The sequence below is a fragment of the Treponema sp. OMZ 788 genome, from assembly GCF_024181245.1.
Taxonomy (GTDB): domain Bacteria; phylum Spirochaetota; class Spirochaetia; order Treponematales; family Treponemataceae; genus Treponema_B.
Genome location: NZ_CP051199.1, coordinates 1,913,323 through 1,930,093, shown reverse-complemented (window position 1 = coordinate 1,930,093; position 16,771 = coordinate 1,913,323). Strand labels below are relative to the sequence as shown.

Here is a 16,771-nt window from a genome sequence, read left to right as displayed (position 1 = left end):
TGCAACCAATTTGTAAATATGGATGCTTACTCACTTAGCTTTCTGGTTTTTCTTCCTCGTACAAATTTCCGGTATGCAGAGTAAGGAACGACTGTGGCAAATAAAAGATAAAATTTATTCACATACATATCAGGGATTCCTTTTGCATTGAAATGAACAGGAATTTTCTCCGGGAGAAATAAGCAAATAATAAATATTACAACCATCATTACCACCAACACCAAGACATCTTTTAACAGTCCATCTTTCATACAATTTCTCTCCTTGAACTAAATAAAATTTGATTTACCGATTTTTATATAAACTCCACTTGCAATAACAAGTAAAGTAACCGATATTATTTGAAAAACAGGCGTTATAGGAAGATTTAAAAACCAATGAAGAAGAATTGGTATAACTAATGCAGCCATTCCAATAATTGCAGACACAATAACAGGCATACTCTGTTTTACTACCATCATCTCGCTTTCCCATTCATAGTTAGGATATTTTTTATTCAAAGAAATTCCTATCACTGTTATAAAAACGGAATAGCATATAGGAACAATTATTAGGTTAATCATTTGAATTGGGTTCATGTCGAGTTTCAGTGTAAATACAAATATGGAAATCATGTATCCGATTAAATGAAGCGTAAAATTTACCGCAATCTTAGAATTCAAAATCGTTTTTATTGAAATAGGAGAGCTTTGCAAAATCCAAATATTTTTACCTTCTAAGGATATGGAAAACGCTGCCGGACAACTAAGTAAAAACATTGAAGCAATACACATCGGAGCAAAATTTGAGAGATATTCATTAACATTTTCGATTCCCGAATATTCCCCTATTTGTTGTAAAGAATTAAAAAGAAGAAATATACTAAAAACACATAAAAGTATTACACCAAGACCTGCATTCAACACTGCCATATATGAGTTTAGAAACCGTCCCATTTCTTTTTTATATAGGGCAAAAAATACTGATTTTCTACTATTAGAATTTTTGTTGTCGGAATATCTTGTTGTTGTTTTAGCAAGAGTATTAAGCAATCCATACTTCAATGAAACCATTTTGGCAAATATATAAAAAAATACTATCGAGAGAACAATAAATAACCCTACTCCAATGTGCATTGGAAATTTATAGTATTCCATAAATAACTTAGATAGCGGGTACAGTCCGGTAATTTGCTTAGAAAGCATAATCCCAATGCTATTTTCATTACCTGATTTCATAGCCGACACTGCAATATATCCAATGATTCCTATCATCGCAAATGAAAAGATTAATGTAATAACATTTTTTCTCTTAAAGAAAGATGAAGCAACAACAATAATGATTCCCATACATGCTGCTATACACATCGGTATCAACGGAACAAAAATTATGGAAGTAAAATACAATATAATCTGTAATGCATTTAAACTTCCGTTTAACACCCAAACAATTCCTCCCGGAAGCATAAACATCAATCCTATTAAAAAATTCAATAAATACATAAACATAAACTTGCTGCTTATAATATCCGAACTTTTTACAGGCAACGACAAAAGATTTTCCATATCACGACTGCCAAATAAAATCCCATTCGAATAAAATATTGTCAAAAATAATATTGCAAAGCTTGATACCGACACCATATATGCTGGTATCAATTCCTGCTGTCCCACTTGTACCAATGTTTTGGCTGTTATGATATTATAAACAAAGAAAAATATGGCAAGAGTTATTATTCCAAAACTTGCAATAACAATTGAATTTTGTTTTTTATTTCCCGGCTCTTTCATTTCGTTGATCGGAAAGAAATTTATCAATTGTGCTTTAATTAGTATCCAAATTTTGCTCACTATCCTGCACCTCCATGAAAAAAAGTCTCCAAAGATTTATTCCCTTTGACTTCTTCTGTATTTCCGCTCGCTATTAACTTTCCGGTTTTTATAATTGCAATTTTGTTACATAATTTTTCTGCAACATCCAATACATGTGTTGAAAAGAAAATAGCTCCTCCATCTGATACGCATTCGTGCATTATTTTCTTTAGTAGAAAAGTTGCTTTCGGATCAAGTCCAACAAAAGGTTCATCTAAAATTAGTAACTTTGGAGAATGCACCAGTGCAGAAATAATCGCCGTTCTTTGCTTCATGCCATGTGAATATGAAGATATCATCCCCGAAAGATGTTTCGTCATTTCAAATAAATCGCCGTATCTCTGAATTCTTTCTCTGCGTATCTCAGTAGAAACTTCAAATAAATCCGCAATAAAATTGATGTACTGAAATCCCGTCAGATGTTCATATAAATCCGGATTATCCGGAATGTATGCCATCATTTTTTTACAAATAACAGGCTCCTCTTTAATGGAATGCCCGTCAATCGTTATACTTCCATTCTCAAAATCATGAATCCCAACTACCGCTTTTATCGTTGTAGTTTTTCCGTCTCCATTGACAATTTGTCAGTTGCTCTTTAAAATAAAACCGATAACTTATGTAGCCGCAGCTATCGGCATATTATTCTCCTTGCAAACATTTTATTCTTTTTTTAATTACTAAAGAGCTTTTTCGTATTTAAGTTCTGTTCAAGCATTATCTTAAATGCGTTTAAGTAGTCATTAACAGGTTCTTTCTTTAGATATCTTATACTTATGTTATTTGAAACAAAAACATAAGCTGTCATAAGAAATTCTGCTGTTTCCAACGGATATTTTACAAAAAAAACTTTTTCCGTTATTCCTTGATTTATAATCTTTTCAAAATATATTGTCAGTTTTTCAACAAGCTTATGGGATAACTTATCTATCATATATTGATTTTCTTTAAGGTCAACTGTTTTTTGTAATACTGTACCCTCTGCCGAAATATTTTCCGAAGATATAATTGTGACATCTATAAATGCTCTGATTTTCTCTATTGCAGTTTTGTTCTTATCATAAGCAATACTATAAATGTCTTTCAATAGTTTATCTGAATATTGTTCTACAAGACAATATAAGATATCCTCTTTATTCTTAAAGTGATAATATAACAACCCTCTTGATATATTTACTTTATCGACTATATCCTGAGTTGTTGTGTTAGTATATCCTTTCTCCATAAAAAGCAGCATTGCCGCATTCATAATCTCGGCACGCCGTATTTCAGGTTCTTTTACATCTCTCATACTATTCATCCCAACACTTAGAATATCACGTAACTGACAATTTGTCAATGGTAATTTTAAAAATTGTGAAGATTTTTTTATAATTAAAAGTTCTAAAATCGTAAAGCTTTCTACAGATGTTTTACATAATGCAGGCTTGCGTTCCCTAATGCTTGAAAGTCGTCGGCAATTGGGAGTTTCGTGCGGCCGAGTTCTCAAACTGAAAGAAGGCCTCATTACGGAAGATTGTTGGCTTGGGTAAGGTTCCTTGCTTATATCATTTGCCTCATTCAAACTTTATTTTGCTAAAGATTTATTTGTTACCCTCTGATTTTTTTATAGGAATTTGGTATAATCAAATGTAATTATGCTTTTACGGAGTTACTCATGAATATTTTAGATGAACATATAATCGGTCTTACAAAATTAACTGATCTGTTTGAACAAAATAAAAAACAGTATAATGCAGCGGCTTATGATGAAGCAAATACCCGCACTGATTTTATAGATAAGTTTTTTGAGCTTTTGGGCTGGGATATAAGTAATACACAAGGTTATTCCGAGCAGTATCGCGAGCTTGTGCGTGAAGACAAGGTAACAATCGAAGGTAAAGTTAAGGCTCCCGATTATGCGTTTAGAATAGGCGGAGTGAGAAAGTTTTTTGTAGAAGCGAAAAAACCGAGTGTAAATATCAAAGATGACCTTGAGCCTGCTTTTCAGGTAAGGCGGTACGGCTATACGGCAAAGCTGCCCCTGTGTATTCTCACCGACTTTGAAGAATTTGCCGTGTACGATACACGCATAAAACCTTCGCCTTCCGATAAACCGAGTACGGCCCGTATTTTTTATTGCACCTTTGATGAATATCAAAAGAATTTCGATTTTATTTTTAACACCTTTTCAAAAGAAGCGATTTTAAAAGGCAGCTTTGATTCGTACATTCAAGAGAATAAAAATAAAAAAGGCACGAGCGAAGTTGACAAAGAATTATTGAAGCTGATTGAAAGCTGGCGGACGGACATTGCAAAGAATATTGCCTTACGCAATCCTTCTTTAAGCATTTACCATTTAAATGTTGCCGTACAAAAAATTATCGACCGTATTATTTTCTTGCGGATTGCGGAAGATAAGGAAATGGAAGAATATTGAATTCTTAAAAAAATAACCGAAAGCGGGGCAGTATATCAAAAACTTCAAGCAGTTTTTGATAAGGCAAATGCAAAGTACAATTCCGGTCTTTTTCAACCGCATGATTGGCTTCGGAATCTGACGATTGACGATGCGGTTCTTTCTTCCATTATAAACGGGCTGTATTACCCTGAATGTCCTTATGAGTTTTCTATTTTACCCGTAGAAATTCTCGGCAATATTTACGAGCAGTTTTTAGGAAAGACCATTAAATTCCGCAATGTAAAAGGCGGACACACCGCACTTATCGAAGAAAAGCCTGAGGTAAAAAAGGCAGGCGGCGTGTACTATACGCCTCAATACATTGTCCGCTACATTGTTGATAATACAATCGGTATAAAGATAAGGGGAAAAACTCCCGAAGATATTGCAAAGCTGAAAGTTGTAGACCCTGCCTGCGGTTCAGGCTCGTTTCTTGTTGAAGCCTATCAAGCCTTGCTGAACTATCATTTGGACTATTATTCAAATGAAAAGGAGCGGAAGACGGCTCTAAAAAACGGTTATATTTATGAAGCGGGGAAAAATGTATATAAGCTCACCATTGAAGAAAAACAGAGGATGTTGCTTAACAGTATTTACGGAGTTGATATAGACGGTCAGGCTGTGGAAGTTACCAAACTCTCGCTTTACTTAAAACTTTTGGAAAATGAAGGCAGCGAAACACAGGGACAACTTTTTAAGTTTTCGGATCTGACACTATTGCCCTCACTCGATTCAAACATCAAATGCGGCAACAGCCTCGTCGGTTCCGACTATTATAACGAAAAAGATTTAAGCCTTTTTGATGATGAAGCCATGCGGAAAATCAACACCTTTGACTGGGACAAGGAATTCCCCGAAGTCTTTGCCCAAGGCGGCTTTGACTGTGTGATAGGGAATCCGCCGTATGTACGGATTCAAACATTAAATGAAACAAACAGCGATTTAGTTCAATTCTATAATTCAAAGTATATAGATATTGTAAGCGGAAGTTATGATTTGTATATTTTATTTATCTATAAAGGATTTTCTTTATTACGGAAAAACGGACTACTGGGTTTCATTCAACCGCATAAATTTTTTCAAGCAGAAACAGGAGAAAAAATTCGTACATTATTGCATACCGAGCAAGCTATATCTCAAATAGTAGATTTTACAACAAATCAAATATTTGAAAATGCAACAACCTATACCTGTTTACTGTTTTTAGAAAAGTCAAAGAAAGAAACCTTTTTATACAAACGTTTTGAATTAAATGAAGATTTTACAACGTTGGATACTCTTCATTTTGAAACAATACCTTATTCGGCGTTAGATAATTCTTGCTGGTTGTTCCATAGCGGAGTAAAAGACATTTTACTAAAAAAAATCGGAAATCAGTCTTGGAATTTTAAAGATATTACTTCAAAAATATTTAAAGGTTCATCTACCGGAAATGATAAAATCTTTCTCTTTGATCTTATTGAAGAACAAGAAAATGTTTTTATTGTAAAGTCGGCTCTTTCTTCTGAAAATGTAGTAATAGAAAAAGGAATTATGCGGAAATTCCTTTATGGAGAAGATGTTCGGCGTTATGAAAATCCTACAAGTAAAAAATGGTTATTATTCCCTTACGAAAAAGTAAATGAAAGGTATTGCTTGTTAGATGTAAAGAAGTTAAAAGCCTGTTTCCCATTGGCATACGCCTATCTCAATGAGCATAAAACTACTTTGTTGGCTCGAAAATTACCACTTACAAATAATGATTTTTATAAGTATTCCGCTGCACGAAGTCTAAATGATTATGAACAGCCCAAAATCTTAATACCCGATATGCTTGTGCAAAATAGGATAGCGTATGATACAAAAAGAGAATTCTTTACGGGTCCTGCAATACATTGTCCGGTTTTTAATCAGCAAGCAAGCAATGTTGATATTAAACTATATCTTACTATATTGAACAGCAAACTTTTTTGGTTTTTTATATCCAATACCAGCACCGCATTACGGGGTAACGCCTATCGGCTGACACCGGAATATTTGGTAAAATTCTCTTTTCCTCAATTAGACAATACACAACCGCTTTGTATACAGCTCATCACTCTTGCCGACCAAATGCTTGAAACACAAGGCAGACTGCATCAAGCCTTATCTGATGAGGATAAAAAGCTCTTGGAGCAGCGGGCGGAGATTATTGACAAGGAGATTGATAAAGCGGTATATCAATTATATGGGCTGACGGAAGAAGAGATTAAAATTGTGGAGGAGAGGTAGGAGCGAGATGGAAAATATGCTAATTGAGAACAATATAGATAATTGCCCTGATTATTGTATAGCAAGGAAAAAACCATCTAATGCAGATGAAAGACTTCATTTGGTTGAAGTTAATGGGGTCTGTCCTGTATGTGGAAACTCCTTACTAAAAACTTCAGGTAAAAAAACTAAATTATGTGAAATTGCACATATTTATCCTCATAGTCCAACTACTGAAGAATTGAAAATTTTAAAAGGTGTACAAGTTTTTGGTGAGAATTCGGAATCATTTCAAAATAAAATAGCTTTATGCTTTAATTGCCATAAAGGATATGATTTTCGTAAAACTAAAGAAGAATACAATAAATTATTAAATGTAAAACGTAATTTGTATACATCGCTATTAATCAAAAGTAATTTGTCTGAGGTTACATTATTATCATGCTTATATGATGATATTGAAAAAATTTTGGATGAGATTTCAAAATGGGATCCAGTATCAGATGAAAATATTGAATTAAAAATGAAGCCTATAGAAGTTAAAAATAAATTTTTGGCATCAGAAACATTATTAAAGAATAAAGTAAGAAACTATGTTATAGATTATTTTCATTTTATTAAAAATTATACTAAAAACTTGACTGATTCACATTCATTTAATTTTGACACATTAGCAACTAATATTAAATTAGCTTATAAAGCTGCATCTAAATCATCTAAACCAAGAGACGAAATATTTGATTTTTTAACAAGTTGGTTAGTAAATAAGACTCAGAACAAAAATAAAATTGCCTGTGAAATTATAATTTCATTCTTTGTACAAAACTGTGAGGTTTTCGATGAAGTTACCGAATAAACTTTTTACAACATATGAAAGTTGTATAGGAGCTTTTCCTATTATTTTAAAAATCATTAAAGAGAATCCTGTTACTATATTTATTCTCTATGAGAAAACACAATATCATTTTCCTTCTGTAACAGATTTTATAGATACTTTAGATTCATTGTTTTATTTAGGAAAAATTGAATTCAATAAAGATACAAAGGAGCTAACTTATGTTGACTAATATTATTTGTGAAAAATTTAATGAGACTAATAAAAAAATTACTTTTCATTCAGGTCTAAATGTAGTTCTCGGAGATGATAATGGTACTAACTCCATAGGTAAATCCACATTTTTGATGATAATTGATTTTGTATTTGGAGGCAGCGATTATATAAAAAAATGCCCTGAAGTTGAAAGAAATATAGGATTCCATGAAATTACATTTACTTTTACATTCGATAAAAAAAATTATATATTTAGCCGTTCAACAAAAAAATTCAAATTTTGTTAAAAAATATGACAATAACAATATTCTTATAGAAGAGATGCCTCTTAAACAATTTCATGATTTCTTAAAAGAAAAATATATGGATAGTTCTAATGATATATCTTTCAGAGAAACTATTTCGCCATTTTTTAGGATATATCAACGAAATAATTCTGATGAACATAATCCTTTTAGATGGGCTAAGGAAGAAAGTGAAGAAAAATGTATTATCCGTTTGATAAAACTTTATGGTTTATACACATCAATACAAATTTATCATGATTTGGTTAAAAAAAATACCGAAAGATTAACGACATATAGAAATGCACAGAAGAGAGAATTTATTCCTAAAATTAATGCGAAAACATATAAACAAAATGAAAAAACGGTCAAAGCCGATGAAAATGCACTTGAAAACATTGCAACAGGTTTATATAAAAATGTGGTAGAACTTGAAAATTTGGAAGTAACAGAAACTATTCGTTTAAAAAACACTCTTGCTGCGTTACGTTCAAAACTTACAAAATATAAAAATAGATTTAAATATTTAAATGATATACAGGCTGAAAATAAACCGCCTTTTTTGAATGATCAAGCTTTTTATACTTCTCTTAAAGAATTTTTCCCTAATGCAAATGTAAGAAAACTTTCAGAAGTTGATGAATTTCATAACAGTTTATTTAACATCTTAAATAAAGAAGTGAATCAGGAAAGTGAAAATCTAAATATTTTAATTAAAGAATGTGAAAATCAAATTAATGATTTATCGAAAGAATTGGAAACCTATCCGAATGAGAAAGCAATATCAAAAACTATATTAAAAAACATTGAAAATATTATAGGTCATAAACAACAATTAACATTAGAAAATAACAGTTATGATACTCTTAAAGCCTTAGAAAAGGACAAAAAGGATAGTATTAAAAAATTAGATAATATAATAGGAGATATATTACTCCAAATACAGAATAAAATAAATACCGAGGTATCTCAATTAAATACTTTTTTATATTCTGCAGATAAACGATCTCCTTCTCTGTCGCTATCAAGAAAAAGTTATAAATATACTACATTTAATGATAGCGGTACTGGTACTAATTATAAAAACCTAATTCTTCTTGATATTTGCTTATTAAAACAAACATTTTTACCAGCTCTGATACACGATTCATTATTATTTAAAAATATTGCTGATGAGCCAATAGAAAATATATTTAAGTTATATGCAGGGTTCAATAAGCAAATATTTATTGCTTTTGATAAATTAAATACCTATCCTGCAAATGTGCAGAAAGTTATCAAAGACAACTTTATTTTGCAGCTAGGCGATAATGAAAAGGCTTTATTTGGTTTTACATGGAACAATAAAGAAAATGGATAAATTATTTCCTCATATTCGTCTCCCTTGCCGATCAAATGCTTGAAGCACAAGGCAGGCTGCAGTAAGCCGTATCCGATGAGGATAAAAAGCTTTTTGAACAGCGGGCAGCTATTCTTGATAAGCAGATTGACAAGGCGGTATATAAGTTGTACGGGTTGACGGAAGAAGAGATTGAGATTGTGGAGGGGAGGTAGATGAAAGATAAGATAAATAAAAACGAATTGATTACATACGAAGATTTATTAATAGAATTGGAAACCACAAAACCCAATAATCATTTATTGCTGGGAAATGGATTTAATTTGTCGTTAGGAATAAAGACAAGTTACAAGAGTATATTTGAACAAATGAAAATAAATAATAGTGATTATGAAAATATTGCTATCGATAATTTTGATCTTGAAGAATTCATAGGAGTGTGTAAATCAAAAATTGACAAAATTGATAATATAAATTATCAATTTATGTGTCAGTTTTTTCATAATAAAATTAAACTTGATTTTATGAAAGCTGTAACTCAACTTGTTAGTCGGGAAGAAAAAAATATATTTCAAGAGAAAAACGAAAAAATATATTTATTATTAAAACAGTTCGATAATTTTTTTACTTTAAATTATGATCCTTTTTTATATCAATTATTGATGACATATAAAAGGGAAGATATTGAAGATCAACAATCAATTGCATTTTCCAATACATTTCCGTTTATAAAAGATTTAATGAAAAATAAAGATAAAGAACTTTTTGATATAATACAACAAGCTTATGATACTGGTACATTGACCATAGATATTCCTAATGAAACTTCAAAATCAAAAGAGTTAAATCATCTAACAAAAGCTAAATTTACACAAGAAATAAATACTTTGCTTGAGTCTAAGTATAGTAAAGAGCAAATAAAAATGTGTGTTGATAAACTATGGAAATACAAAGCAGCAGAGAAAAAGAAGTTTATAGATAAAATTGATGATGGATTTGGATTATTTGGTAATGAATTGCTTTATCAGAATCCACAAGCTCAAAACTTGTATTTCTTACATGGAGCTTTTCATATTTATAAGAAAGGTCAGTCTGTTTATAAAATAACGCAACAAAGTGAAAAGGCTTTATATCAACGTATAGAAGAAATTGTTGAAAATGCAGAAGAAAATATTTTATGTATATTTAGTGATAAAAATAAAGAAAAAGAAATTCAAGATGAAGCATATTTTATTAATGGCTTAAACAAACTTGAATGTTTGGAAGGAGTTTTAGTCATTTTAGGATGTGCCCTATCTGATAATGATGCACATATTTTTACACAAATACAAAAAAGTAAGATCGCTAAAGTTTACATAGCATCCTTTAAAGATGCTGTTGATAAAAATATGAAGAAAGCAAAAAAATGGTTTCCGGAAAAAGAAATTATTTTTTTTGATATTGAGACAATTACCTATAATAAATAGGAGCTTCCCCCCTTCCCCTCAACCAACTCTTTAACCGCATTTACGGAAGCGGATATAAAAAAATAAAAGACTCGGCAAATGCCTCTGTGTATGCATACAGTACACCGGAGGATGGGGCGGCGAGGGTTATCAGGTACACGCCTTTTTACGGTGCGGAGGTTTCCACAATTCAAAAAATACCGGGCGGCAAATGGAAGATTGAAATTCTCTACTATACCGGAATTGAAAAAATTAACCGTTTCGGTCAATTACGCCGTAAGATTGGAGAGATTAACGAATCTTTATTAACTAAACAGCTGCGGGAGCTTGAAGCGGACGGTTTTCTTTTACGGCATGACTATAAAGAAATTCCCACTCGGGTAGAATATTCTTTAACCGAGATGGGGAAAAGTTTTATGAAGGTCTTAAAAGTCATGCAAAAGTGGGGAGAGGAAAATCTTCATTGAAAAGGTTTAGCCTTCTAGAAACTATCCAAAATACAGGAAAAATGATATAATCAGATGGACGAGAAATTGACAAATTAGAATTTGCGGAGGCTAAAGGGGTGCAAAAAAATAATAGAAAAATAGCGTTGATTGCTATCTTGTTATTTATTATCATTCCGGTTTTTATTGTCGGAATCGCTTTTACAGTGTTGGCAGTAAAAACAAATAGAATAAAAGATGACTATTCTGTTGCTATAAATAATGAAAAGTATCAGACTCAGGTTTTAGTTGATGGCATCGAGCTTATACATCAGGATGTTTCTTGCGGGTATGCTGTAATTGAAATGTTTTCTGCATGGAACGGCGGAAAACTTACGGAAGAAGATATTTATAAAAAATATGGAAAAGTCGTAACTTCCACAGGGAAAGCTTTTTGTGATGAGTTTAACCGTCAGTTCCCCGAATTTCAGACAACAATGTACAAATACCTTACCAATAGCGAGTTGATTGACAAAGTATATGACTCTTTAGCAGATGGTGTTCCTGTCCCATTTGAATGGGCAGCAAAATATGATGACGAATGGACATTGCATTATTCGCTGGTAGTTGGAATGGACATAAGAAATGACAGCGTTATAATTGCAAATCCATACGGATATATTGAAACAATTTCCTTAAATGAATTTGTAAATAGGACAAGTTTTAATTCATTTGAAAACATGCCTTTGTTTTATAACTTCGGATTTGCATTTGGTATTTTTGAAAAGAACACAGTTTTTATTCCGACAAGGATACAATAACTCCCGATTTGCCCAACTAACACAATAAGGAACAGTGTCGACTCTATTTGTGGAGATAATCAGAATAGGCAAGTCTTAAGGTGATAGGGAAAAATAGTTGAAAAAATGAGGGAAGAAATTACCCCTGACTATTGCCGATAATGAGTATCTACAGGTTTTCATTTTCGTTCGAACATATCTTTATCATTATGACCGGTTTTACGGAAATTGTAGTCATATATACCGGATTTTACTACATATACTACAGCTTGACTAACTGACCAAATACAGGAAAAGTGATATAATGGAAAAACATCAATTTGGATAAATTAAAAGTTGTTGGAGAAAATAATAATGATTTTTAGAAAAATTGATAAATCAAACTATTGGGACTGTATGGCATTGACCATTGACCATTGATGATAGTCAAGAGGGCTTTGTTGCGGATAACAAACAGTCATTAGTTGAAGCAGCTTATGAAGATGGGCTTTACACTTTAGGAATCTACCATGAAGATATAATGGTGGGTTTTATTTTGTATGACTATGATGAAACTTTTCCCGGATGGTCTATGAGCCGGTTTATGATAGGGAAGCAATTTCAAGGTAAAGGTTACGGCAAACAGGCTGTAGTAGCGTTTTTTGATTATTTTAAGAAAAAACACAATGCTGATAAACTGTATATAAGCGTATCTTTGGAAAACACTGTTGCATCTAAAATGTATACCTCTATCGGTTTCAGGGAAATCAAAGAAATAGAGTACACATTTTGTGATAAGCATTTTAGAGAAATGCAAATGGTAAAGGAGCTATAACGTCCAGTTTATTGGGATAGGGAAATTAGAAGTTGTGGAGGTGCAAGGTATGGCTTCAAGTAAAGAATATTTGGATTTTATTTTAGAACAACTATCTGAGTTGGAAGAAATAACATATAAAGCAATGATGGGTGAATATATTGTTTATTATCGCGGGAGAATTATTGGTGGAATTTATGATGATAGGTTTTTAGTGAAGCCTGTTAAGTCTGCAATAGCATATATGCCAAATGCAAAGTATGAGTTACCATATGATGGAGCAAAGGAAATGTTATTGGTAGATGATGTTGACAACAAAGAATTTTTAACCGGCTTATTCAATTCAATGTATGATGAGTTACCTGCACCAAAACCGAAGAAAAAGAAATAATCAAATTAGAATTTGTGGAGGTAGTGACTATGAAGACTATTATTTTAAATGCAAGCCCAAGAAAAAATTGGAATACAGCACAGCTTTTGAAATCCGCAGCCAAGGGAGCAGAGTCGGCTGGTGCAGAAGTAGAATATATTGATCTGTATGATTTGAATTTTACAGGATGTAGAAGTTGTATGCTCTGTAAAAGGAAAGATGTCGAGCGGTGCCATTGCTATTGGAAAGATGAACTTTCGCCTATAATTGACAAAGTCTTTTCAGCAGATGCACTTTTTATTGGTACTCCGATTTATTTTGGAAGACCGACAAGTCAGTATTTTGCCTTTATGGAAAGATTACTTTTTTCTATGCTTTCATACGATGATTACAATAATTACTTTAAAGGAAAAGTGAATGTTGGGATGTTTGTTACAATGAATGCAACACAGGAATTTTACGATAAAATGTACAAAAAAGAATTCGAACATTATATGGATGAATTTAAAAGATTAAACGGAGATGTTGTTTTGTATCCGTGTTACAATACTCTCCAGGTATCTGACTATTCAAAATTCAATATGAGTAGTTTTGATGAAAACGTAAAAAAGAAAACGCACGATGAATTATTTCCTATGGATTTGCAAAATGCATATAATCTTGGATCCAAATTAAGTCGATAACTTCCAGTTTGTCGAAGAAAAAAATTAAATAAAATCACTAAAAGGAAGTACAAGCAAACAGCCGATACTTCCTTTTTTTATGTCCGAATTAAGGAGCAAGAGACAAAGATAGAAAGAAATCCTATCATTTCCCCTTTTCAATCAACCTTATTCCAATTAAACCCAGTATAAGAGAAATTGACAGCATAATAACGATAGGTACTGTTTCAAGTTTTCCGCTTGTTATTGAATGCTGCATATAATACAAGGGCGAAAGATGAGCTATCGTCTTCATCCACTGCGGCATATATTCAATCGGAAATAAAATACCTGAACAAATTCCAAGCGGAAAAATAATCCCCGAAGATATTCCCCATATAAGTCCTTCATTTTTAATCACTCCTGCAACAAAAATATATATTCCCGTTGAAATAAAAAGTGCAACGGTGAATATAATTGCCAAATCAACTATGTTAGACTTTCCGAAATCATAGTTTGCAAATTTATAAAACGTTAAAATTGCAAGTGTTGCAATCTCATATACAAACATAATTGCAAAACTTTTTCCCAGAATATAGGTGCTTAATTTTGTCTTGGAATTTTTTACCCTTAATAGGATTCCATTTCCTTTTTCTTGGATCAAAACGGTCGCCAACAAACCTGCTGCTGTCAGTAATTTAAACAGCATCGTTCCGATTGAATAGTTTATGCTGGGTCCTTCCGTAAAGACTTCAGCATTTTTATCCGTATTTTCTATTAAAGGTATTAACGGATTGTTTTCTATACTGCTGTAGTATTTTTCAACTTCTCCATGACGATTCGTCCGTATCACCAGCGTTCCTTGCGATAGTCCTAAAAAATAGTCTTTTTCTCTTTCTTCTATCTTCATCATTTTTATATTTGTTACATTCGGAGCTTTTTCTCCGATATATGCAACTGTCGGGACATTTGAATATGCCAAAGTTATACTTACAAGCAATATCATAAATATAGGCATAATTATCATTGAAACAATGAAGCCTTTTGTATTTCGTAAAACTTTGAAAGTAAAATTAAATGACTGTACCATTTTTCATTCTCCTTTCTATAAAAGCAATACATAATCCTGCAAATCCGAGAATGAAAGCAATCCAAATAAACAGCTCCCTTCCCATATTTACATTTATCAAATTTTTGTAAATTAACTTGTTAGCCAACGTCAACGGAGATATATACATCAAAACATTCATACATTTTGTATTTGACAATACGGAAGTTAAACTCAAAGCTCCTCCGAAAAATCCCATAAACATAACTATCATTAAAATCGTATTGGAAAGCATTGCTCTATTTTGAACGATTAAGCCTATCAGAATTCCGAAAAGCATACTGACTGTCGGCATACTCAAAAGAATTAAAATGGACTTGAAAGGTGTTTGCATATCAAAAATTAGAGCAAATAACATTAAATTGAAAACAATCATCACTACCGAGAATCCATAGTGAGCAAAAAATTTAACCGAAATAAATTTTCGCTTATCTACAATCCTATCCCAAATATGAAGCCTTCTTTCCTCAAATACACTCAGTCCGATTAAAATTGCTGCCATTAAAAGCATAAAGTTCAATTCACTCACGGCAAATTGTATTTTTGCATCTAAAATCTGTCCGCTATATAGAACGATTTCTTTCGCAACGTTTATCTTGTGAGTAAACTCGGTACGCTGCAATAAATAATTTTTTGTTCCTTCACTCATAATGAATGTAATGATAAAAGGCAGTATCATTACAATGTAATAAACGGGATTTTTAACTATTCCCTTTATCTCTTTTTTAAGCATATTCACCGCCCCTTAAAACTTGCATAAACAAATCCGAAAGATTGGATTTTTCGCGGCTTACTTCCGACATTTTATCGATAAGCGCCTTTGTATCTCCTTCAAGAATTAATGTTCCTTTATCCAAAAATATTATTTTATTACATAAAAATTCAACTTCGTCCAAATAATGTGAAGTATAAATGATATTTAAACCTTCATTTTTCAGTTCTTTAAGATATTCCAATATTTCTTGCCTTGAAATCGGATCAATTCCGACACAAACCTCATCACAAATCAACAGCTTTGGATTGTGAACTAAGGCTGTTATAAGATTTAATTTTCTTTTCATCCCTCCGGATAAATCCTTTGCCATCGTAGAAATTTTTTCTTTTAAACCGGCTTTTTCGATTAATTCCAGACTTCTCTCTTTAGCATATTTTTTATCCATTTTGTAAGTTGAGGCAAAAAAGAGCAAATTATCCAACACGGAAAGCTCAGGATATATCGCAAGTTCCTGCGGAACATATCCAATCTCCCAAATACTCAAATCTGCAAATTTCAAATCTCCTTGAAATGAAATGTTTTTTGTAATACAGTTAATCAATGTACTCTTTCCCGCTCCGTTGATTCCAAGTATTCCATAAGCATTTTCATTTTCAAAGCTATAAGAAAAATCCGTAAGCGCAAGAAATTTTTTATACCGCTTTGTTACCTGTTTTAATTCAATCATAACGTTCTCCTTTTGAAATTTAAAAATGTTTTTTGAAAAAACGTTTTGCAATATTGCTGCCGATAAAAGAAACAATGATAATAGCTGCTGCAATGCCGATCATAAATGGTATTGTTTTTAAATTTTGCATTTTAACAGCGTAATCTTCACCATACATTTGTTTTACCATTTCAAATTGTTGTTGCCTTGTAATGAAGTACGGAATTATTGTTCCTCCTACATAATGCGCAAGGATAGCCGCCGTAAAAGAAAGGCTTAATCCTTTAAATCTGTCCTTAACCTTAGACAATATATATTCGCCGATCAATCCGGCAATGGTCATCATTGCGATGTAATACGGCATAATTCCGCCTAATCCCCATATTACACAATAAATTAAAATTGCCCATTTCTTTTGAATTTTAGCACCGGTCAAAATAAACGGCAAAGCCATAAATAAACTTTGCGCAATCGGTGAAATCAAGATTGTGTAAGGCGTAAATAAAAAAGGAAGCGGAATTAAATACATAAAACTGATCCCTAATACCGAAAAAAGCCGCTGTTAATACTAAATC

General features: G+C 32.2%; 20 protein-coding genes. 12 read left to right on the top strand and 8 right to left on the bottom strand.

Features of this window, described 5'->3' with window-relative positions; genetic code table 11:
- Positions 1 to 26 precede the first annotated feature (26 nt).
- From E4O00_RS09515 to E4O00_RS09500, 4 genes are all read right to left on the bottom strand, one after another.
- Positions 27 to 251 carry a DUF1648 domain-containing protein gene (locus tag E4O00_RS09515; RefSeq protein ID WP_253677143.1) on the bottom strand — a complete coding sequence of 75 codons (225 nt, stop codon included), beginning with the start codon at positions 249 to 251 and terminating at the stop codon, positions 27 to 29.
- Positions 252 to 269: 18 nt separating this feature from the next.
- Positions 270 to 1,829, bottom strand: a complete 1,560-nt coding sequence (locus tag E4O00_RS09510) for a hypothetical protein (protein WP_253677142.1) — start codon at positions 1,827 to 1,829, stop codon at positions 270 to 272.
- Positions 1,829 to 2,386, bottom strand: a complete 558-nt coding sequence (locus E4O00_RS09505) for an ABC transporter ATP-binding protein (protein WP_253679713.1) — start codon at positions 2,384 to 2,386, stop codon at positions 1,829 to 1,831. The genes E4O00_RS09510 and E4O00_RS09505 overlap by 1 nt, the downstream gene beginning before the upstream one ends.
- A 137-nt stretch (positions 2,387 to 2,523) precedes the next feature.
- Positions 2,524 to 3,141 (bottom strand): TetR/AcrR family transcriptional regulator, encoded by a 618-nt coding sequence (locus E4O00_RS09500; protein WP_253677141.1) that lies wholly within the window; start codon positions 3,139 to 3,141, stop codon positions 2,524 to 2,526.
- Positions 3,142 to 3,507: 366 nt separating this feature from the next.
- Between E4O00_RS09500 and E4O00_RS09495 the strand changes: the two genes are divergently transcribed.
- The 12 genes from E4O00_RS09495 to E4O00_RS09440 all read left to right on the top strand — a co-directional run bounded on the left by E4O00_RS09495 (position 3,508) and on the right by E4O00_RS09440 (position 13,709).
- Positions 3,508 to 4,269, top strand: coding sequence for a type I restriction endonuclease (locus E4O00_RS09495; RefSeq protein WP_253677140.1), 762 nt, complete (start codon positions 3,508 to 3,510; stop codon positions 4,267 to 4,269).
- A 321-nt stretch (positions 4,270 to 4,590) separates the two neighbouring features.
- The gene (locus E4O00_RS09490) at positions 4,591 to 6,540 is read left to right on the top strand and encodes an Eco57I restriction-modification methylase domain-containing protein (RefSeq protein WP_253677139.1); all 1,950 of its coding nucleotides are present in this window, start codon (positions 4,591 to 4,593) and stop codon (positions 6,538 to 6,540) included.
- 7 nt (positions 6,541 to 6,547) lie between these two features.
- Positions 6,548 to 7,375 carry an ABC-three component system protein gene (locus tag E4O00_RS09485; protein ID WP_253677138.1) on the top strand — a complete coding sequence of 276 codons (828 nt, stop codon included), beginning with the start codon at positions 6,548 to 6,550 and terminating at the stop codon, positions 7,373 to 7,375.
- Positions 7,359 to 7,586 carry an ABC-three component system middle component 7 gene (locus tag E4O00_RS09480; protein WP_253677137.1) on the top strand — a complete coding sequence of 76 codons (228 nt, stop codon included), beginning with the start codon at positions 7,359 to 7,361 and terminating at the stop codon, positions 7,584 to 7,586. Before E4O00_RS09485 ends, E4O00_RS09480 begins: the two co-directional genes overlap by 17 nt.
- Positions 7,576 to 7,857 (top strand): hypothetical protein, encoded by a 282-nt coding sequence (locus E4O00_RS09475; RefSeq protein ID WP_253677136.1) that lies wholly within the window; start codon positions 7,576 to 7,578, stop codon positions 7,855 to 7,857. Before E4O00_RS09480 ends, E4O00_RS09475 begins: the two co-directional genes overlap by 11 nt.
- A gap of 34 nt (positions 7,858 to 7,891) precedes the next feature.
- Positions 7,892 to 9,214: a DUF2326 domain-containing protein gene (locus E4O00_RS09470; protein WP_253677135.1), complete on the top strand. Its 1,323-nt coding sequence runs from the start codon at positions 7,892 to 7,894 to the stop codon at positions 9,212 to 9,214.
- Between the two features lie 194 nt (positions 9,215 to 9,408).
- Positions 9,409 to 10,659: a DUF4917 family protein gene (locus E4O00_RS09465; RefSeq protein ID WP_253677134.1), complete on the top strand. Its 1,251-nt coding sequence runs from the start codon at positions 9,409 to 9,411 to the stop codon at positions 10,657 to 10,659.
- An 86-nt stretch (positions 10,660 to 10,745) separates the two neighbouring features.
- Complete coding sequence (locus tag E4O00_RS09460; protein WP_253677133.1) at positions 10,746 to 11,105, top strand: winged helix-turn-helix transcriptional regulator; 360 nt, start codon at positions 10,746 to 10,748, stop codon at positions 11,103 to 11,105.
- 98 nt (positions 11,106 to 11,203) lie between these two features.
- On the top strand, positions 11,204 to 11,884 hold the full coding sequence (locus tag E4O00_RS09455) for a C39 family peptidase (protein ID WP_253677132.1): 681 nt from the start codon (positions 11,204 to 11,206) through the stop codon (positions 11,882 to 11,884).
- Positions 11,885 to 12,272: 388 nt separating this feature from the next.
- Positions 12,273 to 12,677, top strand: a complete 405-nt coding sequence (locus E4O00_RS09450) for a GNAT family N-acetyltransferase (RefSeq protein ID WP_253677131.1) — start codon at positions 12,273 to 12,275, stop codon at positions 12,675 to 12,677.
- 49 nt (positions 12,678 to 12,726) lie between these two features.
- On the top strand, positions 12,727 to 13,047 hold the full coding sequence (locus E4O00_RS09445; RefSeq protein WP_253677130.1) for a TfoX/Sxy family protein: 321 nt from the start codon (positions 12,727 to 12,729) through the stop codon (positions 13,045 to 13,047).
- Between the two features lie 29 nt (positions 13,048 to 13,076).
- Positions 13,077 to 13,709 carry a flavodoxin family protein gene (locus E4O00_RS09440; RefSeq protein WP_253677129.1) on the top strand — a complete coding sequence of 211 codons (633 nt, stop codon included), beginning with the start codon at positions 13,077 to 13,079 and terminating at the stop codon, positions 13,707 to 13,709.
- Positions 13,710 to 13,833: 124 nt separating this feature from the next.
- Here the strand turns inward: E4O00_RS09440 and E4O00_RS09435 are convergent, their stop codons facing one another.
- From E4O00_RS09435 to E4O00_RS09420, 4 genes are read right to left on the bottom strand one after another with little or no spacing between them, the layout of a single operon-like run.
- The gene (locus tag E4O00_RS09435; protein WP_253677128.1) at positions 13,834 to 14,757 is read right to left on the bottom strand and encodes an ABC transporter permease; all 924 of its coding nucleotides are present in this window, start codon (positions 14,755 to 14,757) and stop codon (positions 13,834 to 13,836) included.
- Positions 14,741 to 15,508, bottom strand: coding sequence for an ABC transporter permease (locus E4O00_RS09430; RefSeq protein ID WP_253677127.1), 768 nt, complete (start codon positions 15,506 to 15,508; stop codon positions 14,741 to 14,743). The genes E4O00_RS09435 and E4O00_RS09430 overlap by 17 nt, the downstream gene beginning before the upstream one ends.
- On the bottom strand, positions 15,501 to 16,217 hold the full coding sequence (locus E4O00_RS09425) for an ABC transporter ATP-binding protein (protein WP_253677126.1): 717 nt from the start codon (positions 16,215 to 16,217) through the stop codon (positions 15,501 to 15,503). Before E4O00_RS09425 ends, E4O00_RS09430 begins: the two co-directional genes overlap by 8 nt.
- 19 nt (positions 16,218 to 16,236) lie before the next feature.
- Complete coding sequence (locus E4O00_RS09420; RefSeq protein WP_253677125.1) at positions 16,237 to 16,725, bottom strand: MptD family putative ECF transporter S component; 489 nt, start codon at positions 16,723 to 16,725, stop codon at positions 16,237 to 16,239.
- Between the last annotated feature and the right edge of the window lie 46 nt (positions 16,726 to 16,771).